The organism is Paenibacillus sp. CCS19, from assembly GCF_033239625.1.
GTDB lineage: Bacteria > Bacillota > Bacilli > Paenibacillales > Paenibacillaceae > Paenibacillus_T.
The window spans coordinates 1-5731 of sequence record NZ_BTCK01000093.1 but is presented as its reverse complement, the minus strand read 5'-3'; the positions used below and the strand labels follow the sequence as shown (position 1 = coordinate 5731).

The 5731-nt window shown below is 54.7% G+C and carries 2 protein-coding genes; both read left to right on the top strand.

Annotated elements, in window-relative coordinates:
* Nucleotides 1–219 precede the first annotated feature (219 nt).
* A complete protein-coding gene (gene abnB, locus SBI19_RS29285; RefSeq protein WP_317973063.1) occupies nt 220–1785 on the top strand; it encodes an arabinan endo-1,5-alpha-L-arabinosidase AbnB in 1566 nt (521 codons plus the stop codon).
* 501 nt (nt 1786–2286) lie between these two features.
* Complete coding sequence (locus SBI19_RS29280) at nt 2287–5601, top strand: X2-like carbohydrate binding domain-containing protein (RefSeq protein WP_483312354.1); 3315 nt, start codon at nt 2287–2289, stop codon at nt 5599–5601.
* Nucleotides 5602–5731: the final 130 nt, after the last annotated feature.

The following is a 5731-nucleotide window of genomic DNA, read 5'->3' as shown; positions in this document are numbered from 1 at the left end:
GTAAGCCGAGCGGACGCTGGATCGCGAACTGTTAGGGTACTTTTATGTATCCTAAACCAAGCGGCCGCTGGATCGCGGACAGTTAATGTACTCAAACACCTGGTTTTACCACGAAATCAAATTTTGGATTTGTATATTTATAAATAGGTTTATAATATTGTTAATTTCTATAAGACAGTGTACACTAGGCTTACACACATAAGGGAGGTTGCTCGCCATATGAAGATGAAGAAATCAATCAAACTCGCAGCGGCGGCTGTTCTTACGGCTGCATTGTTAAGCGCTTGCACAGATAGCGACAACAGCAGCAAAGACACCGCTAACAACTCGAGCACAACGACACAAACGGAGAGCCAAGCTGACGCGACAACCGAAACGTCGAACGAGACAAGCGACGCGCCATCTGCTGAAGCTCCTGTTTTTGAAAACGTATCCGTACATGATCCGTCCGTCCTCAAAGTGGACGAAACCTACTATGTATTCGGCTCCCACCTTGCGGCTGCGAAGTCGAACGACCTGATGAAATGGTCCCTTATCGACTCCGGCGTGATCGACGGCAACGTCCTTATTCCGAACGTAATGGAAGAGCTCAAGGAAACGCTTGATTGGGCAGAGTCCGATACGCTGTGGGCAGCGGATGTCATTCAGCTCGCCGACGGCAAATTCTATATGTATTACAACGCATGCAAAGGCGACTCCCCTCGTTCGGCGCTTGGCGTAGCAGTCGCGGACAAAGTTGAAGGCCCTTACAAAAATCTCGGCATCATTCTGAAATCCGGTCAATGGGGCGAAGTGAGCCCTGACGGCACTGTATACGACGCAACGATTCACCCGAACGTCGTTGACCCTGACACCTTCTTCGACAAAGACGGCAAGCTGTGGATGGTGTACGGCTCCTACTCCGGCGGCATCTTCATCATGGAGATGGATCCGAAGACAGGCATGCCGCTCCCAGACCAAGGTTATGGCAAAAAGCTGCTCGGCGGCAACCACAGCCGGATCGAAGGCCCGTACATGCTGTACAGCCCGCAAACGGACTACTACTACCTGTTCTTGTCTTACGGCGGACTTGCCGCCGATGGCGGATACAACATCCGTGTTGCACGTTCCAAGAATCCCGACGGTCCATTCGTCGATTCCGAAGGACAAGACCTTATCGATGCGATGGGCGCGCCTGGCACGCTGTTCGATGACCCTTCCTATGCGCCATACGGCGTGAAGCTGATGGGCAACTTCAAGTTCAACTCGGTAGACGGCGAGCCGACAGGCAACCCATACGCCATCGACTTCGGCTATGTTTCGCCAGGTCACAACTCGGCTTACTATGATGAGAAGACAGGCCAATACTACCTGATCTTCCATACTCGTTTCCCGAGCCGCGGCGAGGCGCATGAGGTTCGTGTCCATCAAATGTTCATGAACGCTGACGGCTGGCCTGTCGTCGCTCCACACCGCTATGGCGGCGAGACGATCGGCAAGTACGCAGTATCCGATATCGTCGGCGACTACAAATACGTGAACCATGGTCACGATATTACAGCTGAAACCGTAGAATCTGTTGTCGTTACGCTGTCCGAGGATGGCAAAGTAAGCGGCGCAGTGACAGGCACTTGGAAGCTGGATGGCGACCATAACGCAGTCATTACGGTTGACGGCGTCGACTACAAAGGCGTATTCCTCCGCGAATACGACGAAAGCATGGAAACGCAGGTCATGACGTTCAGCGCATTGTCTGACAAAGGCGTCGCAATCTGGGGCAGCCACGTTGCGCTTGAGACCAAGTAGTAACCTTGCTGTTCCGCTCATCTAACCAAATGTTCCTATTTCGACGCCCTGCAGTTTGCATCTCGCAACATTACAGGACAATCGGACTACGGATCGATATGCTGCAAAAGTCGAACAAGCCGGCCAACAACCGGCTTGTTTGTTATCTGTCTCCAGACCCCTGATCGCATCCCGCGCGTCCTTATACCCCCTCTTAAATAACTAGCCCCTGTCGAATTGTCAGTCTGCAGATCGAACATTGACGGAATGTTCATTTACTCACGCGCGTTCAAAAAACGCCCGATCGACTTATAGCAATTTTTACCTAATATGCTAATATGAAACCGCATACACAAAGTGCGATCGCTAACGCAGGAGGTGATTCGTTCGGCGCTGTCAAGCCGAGTAACCTATCATACGGGGTTGTCCCGCTTTCGAAAGCATCCGGCAGCCATTTTTCGAAAACGTTTTCAGAATATTTCGAAAATCATTCATTATTAATCGATCGGAGGTTTTATTGTGATTCGTAAAAGGCTTACCCGATGGTGCAGCCTGTTGTTATCTACCGTGCTGATCGGCACCTCCCTCTCCATCGTCGCGCCAGTTGCTAATGCAGCGGCAAGCGTGCCGTACACGTGGAAGAACGTCAATACGGGTGCGGGCGGCGGCTTCGTGCCTGGCATTATTTTTAACCAAACCCAGCAAGACCTGATCTATGCAAGAACGGATATCGGCGGCGTCTATCGCTGGAACCCGACAGACAGCAGTTGGATTCCGCTGCTCGATAACGTCGGCTGGACAGACTGGGGAAAGCTGGGCGTCGATGCGCTCGCGACAGATGCTGTCGATCCGAACCGCGTCTACATCGCAGCCGGCATGTACACGAACGGCTGGGACCCGAACCACGGCTATATCATGCGCTCCACGGACAAAGGCAACACGTGGCAGAGCACGCAGCTTCCATTCTATGTCGGCGGCAACATGCCTGGCCGTTCAATGGGCGAACGCCTCTCGATCGACCCGAATAAGAACAGCATTCTTTACTTCGGCGCTCGCAGCGGCAACGGCCTATGGAAGAGTACGGACTACGGCGTAACTTGGAACAAAGTAACGAGCTTCACGAACGTCGGCACGTATGTACAGGACCCTACTTATCCATACACGGCGGACATCCAAGGTATCGCATGGATTACGTTCGACAAGTCGACCGGTACGTCAGGCAATGCTACCCAAACGATCTATGTCGGCGTAGCGGACAAAGGCAACAGCGTCTACCGCTCGACGGACGGCGGCGCAACGTGGACGGCCGTACCAGGCCAACCAACCGGCTTCCTGCCTCACCATGGCGAGATTTCGGGCGGCAACCTGTTCATTACGTACAACGACAGCAGCGGTCCTTATGACGGTGCCAAAGGCGACGTCTATCGCTATAACCTCGCAACCGGCGTATGGACGAACATTAGCCCGATCCCTAGCACGAGCGGCGACGACTACTTCGGCTACGGCGGCTTGGCTGTCGACCGTACGAATCCGAACACGATCATGGTCTCGACGCTCAACGCATGGTGGCCGGATGCGAACATCTATCGCTCCACGGACGCAGGCGCAACATGGACGAGCATCTGGTCGTGGAACGGCTATCCGAGCCGCAACCTGCTGTATACGCAGGATATATCGGCAGCGCCATGGCTGGACTTCGGCTCCAACCCGCAGCCGCCGGAGCCTGCATTGAAGCTCGGCTGGATGATTGGCGACCTTGAGATCGATCCGTTCAATCCGAACCGGATGATGTACGGCACTGGCGCAACCATTTATGGCTCGAACAATCTGCTTGATTGGGGCACCAGCAAGAAGGTCAACATTACGGTCATGGCCAAGAATCTCGAGGAGATGGCCGTGCTCGACCTGATCAGCCCGCCTAGCGGCGCACCGCTGCTAAGCGCGATCGGCGACGTATCCGGCTTCCGCCATGATAGTCTGACTACCTCCCCTACCAAGATGTTCGTTGGTCCAAATAAAACAAACAGCATCGACTTCGCTGAACTGAACCCAGGCTTCATGGCTCGCGTTGGCGCAGTCGATGATGCGAACACTGCCTCCATCGCATTCTCCTATGACGGCGGCGGCAACTGGTACAACCCGAACCGTCCATCCGGCACCAAAGGCGGCGGCGACATCGCCGTATCGGCGGACGGCAGCACGCTCGTCTGGAGCACATCCGACCAAGGCGTCTACTATTCGGCTGGCGGCAACTCTTGGACAGCAATCCCGAACCTCCCGCAAGGCTCGAAGGTAACGTCCGACCGCGCAAACAAGAACAAGTTCTATGCTTTCGGCGACGGCAAAGTGTTCGTCTCCACGAACGGCGGCGCATCCTTCACGCAATCCGCAGCAACAGGACTGCCAACGACCGGCGACCTGAAGACAGTGTTCGGCAAAGAAGGCGAAGTATGGATCGCTGGCGGCAGCGACACGACCGTATACGGTCTGTGGCATTCGTCCGACAGCGGCGCAACGTTCACGAAGTTGTCCAACGTGCAAGAGGCTGACGTTGTAGGCTTCGGTAAAGCAGCAACAGGCCAGACATACCCAGCCATCTACACGTCTGCGAAGATCGATGGCGTACGCGGCTTCTTCCGCTCCGACGATGCCGGCGCATCGTGGGTTCGCATCAATGACGACGCTCACCAATACGGCGTTACGAACAGCGTCATTACGGGCGACCCTCGCATCTATGGCCGCGTCTACATCGGCACGAACGGCCGCGGTATCATTTATGGCGATCCGAACGGCTCAACGCCAATCAACAACTCTTCGATCACGCCGACGTCCGCAACGTTTGATAAGAAAACAGCGAACCAAGCGGACATCTCTGTCGCACTGACGTTGAACGGCAACACGTTGTCCAACATTAAGAACGGCTCCTCTACGCTCGTATCGGGTACGGATTACACCGTTTCGGGCACGACAGTAACGATTAAGAAAAGCTACCTTGCCGCTCAAGCGGTAGGCACGACGAACCTGACATTCAACTTCAGCGCAGGCTCGGCTGTTACGCTCACTGTCTCGGTTGTGGATACGACTTCGACGGTTACGAACTCGACGATTACGCCTACGACGGCATCGTTCGATAAGAAAACCGCAAACCAAGCCGATATCGGCGTTACGTTGACGCTGAACGGCAACACGTTGTCCAGCATTAAGAACGGCTCCGCTACCCTTGTATCGGGTACGGACTACACGGTGTCGGGCACAGCCGTAACGATTAAGAAGTCGTACCTCGCTGCGCAAGCAGTCGGCACGACGACGCTCACGTTCAACTTCAGCGCTGGCGCTGCGGCAACGCTTGCGGTCAGCGTGGTCGATACGACACCGACGACGACGGGCAGCCTCAAGCTGCAGCTGTTCAACAGCCAGACGACGGGTACAACGAATACGCTTAGCCCTCGCATCAAGCTCGTGAACACGGGAACGACGGCGATTAACCTCTCGAACGTTAAGATCCGTTACTACTACACGGCTGACGGCAACCAAACGCAAGTGTTCTGGTGCGACTGGTCGCAAGTCGGCAGCGCGAATGTTACAGGCACATTCGTCACGATGCCAACGGCGAAGACGGGCGCGGATACGTATCTGGAGCTCGGCTTCACGAGCGCCGCAGGCACGCTTGCTGCGGGCCAATCGATCGATCTGCAAATCCGCATCAACCGTTCCGACTGGTCGAACTACACGCAAACAGGCGACTACTCCTTCAACGCAACCAGCTCGAACTATGTGGACTGGAACAAAGTTACGGGTTACCTGTCCGGCGCGCTGCAATGGGGTATCGAGCCTTAAGCTAGAAACGTTCTGTAAGTAAATAAACAGGAAGGCATAATGAAAGGGACCATCCGTCGGATGGTCCCTCAGGCTGTCGAGAAAGTCTCGACAGCCTTTTTAATGTCCATTTAGTTTATTACGACACCGC

Excerpts from the sequence above, each read along its gene's own strand:
- abnB (WP_317973063.1), top strand. The coding sequence starts at position 220 with ATGAAGATGAAGAAATCAATCAAACTCGCAGCGGCGGCTGTTCTTACG.